The 875-nt window shown below is 43.4% G+C and carries 1 protein-coding gene; it reads right to left on the minus strand.

All coding sequences use genetic code 11. The features are described from left to right. Positions 1-18: 18 nt before the first annotated feature. A protein-coding gene (locus FD47_RS15250) for an IS5 family transposase (protein WP_156404173.1) occupies positions 19-806 on the minus strand; the annotation gives its coding sequence in 2 pieces (ribosomal slippage) (positions 19-527 and positions 527-806; 789 coding nt in all). Positions 807-875 lie beyond the last annotated feature (69 nt).

The following is an 875-nucleotide window of genomic DNA, read 5'->3' on the forward strand; positions in this document are numbered from 1 at the left end:
AGAACCTGTTTTTAATCTTTAATAACGTTTCAATAAAAGCCTAATGAAGGCTAAAGCTACCATAATCCGACTAGTTTGTAGATAGCGTTCACAGTTGCGCCATAGGCGCCGACACTTATCTAACCAACTAAAGGATCGTTCAACCACCCATCGTTGTGGGGTTATTCGCCCATGCTTCAAATCACTTTGTTTTGCGATGATCATTTCAGCACCAATCATGTTTTGAACCAAGCCTGCAAAGTTTTCTCCGGTGTAACCACCATCAGCCATCACTCGTTTAACCAAACGAAATTGCTCTGAGTTTAAAGCCAGTAACGCCGCTGCACCGTCACGTTCAGAAACGTTGGCTGTTGTGATATGAATGGCCTGCGGCCAACCATTGATATCCACGGCGAGATGGCGTTTGATGCCGGAAACTTTTTTACCACCATCATAGCCCTTGTTTTCGGCTGCTTCAGTATTCTTGACACTTTGGGCATCTAAAATGATGAATGAAGTGGGTGCCGAACGACCCATGCGTAATCGGCCTTGATCGACAATTTTTTTAAGATTAAATCTAACTGGCTATGGCCAACTTCATCAATTGGTTCTGACCAGCGACGGAAGTAACCATAAGCCGTTTGCCACTTGGGAAAGTCATGGGGTAACTGACGCCATTGAGATCCAGTACGGAGAATATAGAGAACGGCATTAAAGATCTCGTAGAGATCCACTTGGCGTGGTCGCGTGCGTTGGCGCACAGCTTCTAAGTCAGGTCGAATTAGTTCAAATTGCTGACGCGTAATGTCACTGGGATAACCAATCATCTAAAATCACCTTTTTAATAAAATTATATCAAAAGGAATTCGGTCTAACAAAGATTAAAAACAGGTTCT

This window comes from Lentilactobacillus parafarraginis DSM 18390 = JCM 14109, assembly GCF_001435895.1.
Taxonomy (GTDB): Bacteria; Bacillota; Bacilli; order Lactobacillales; family Lactobacillaceae; genus Lentilactobacillus; species Lentilactobacillus parafarraginis.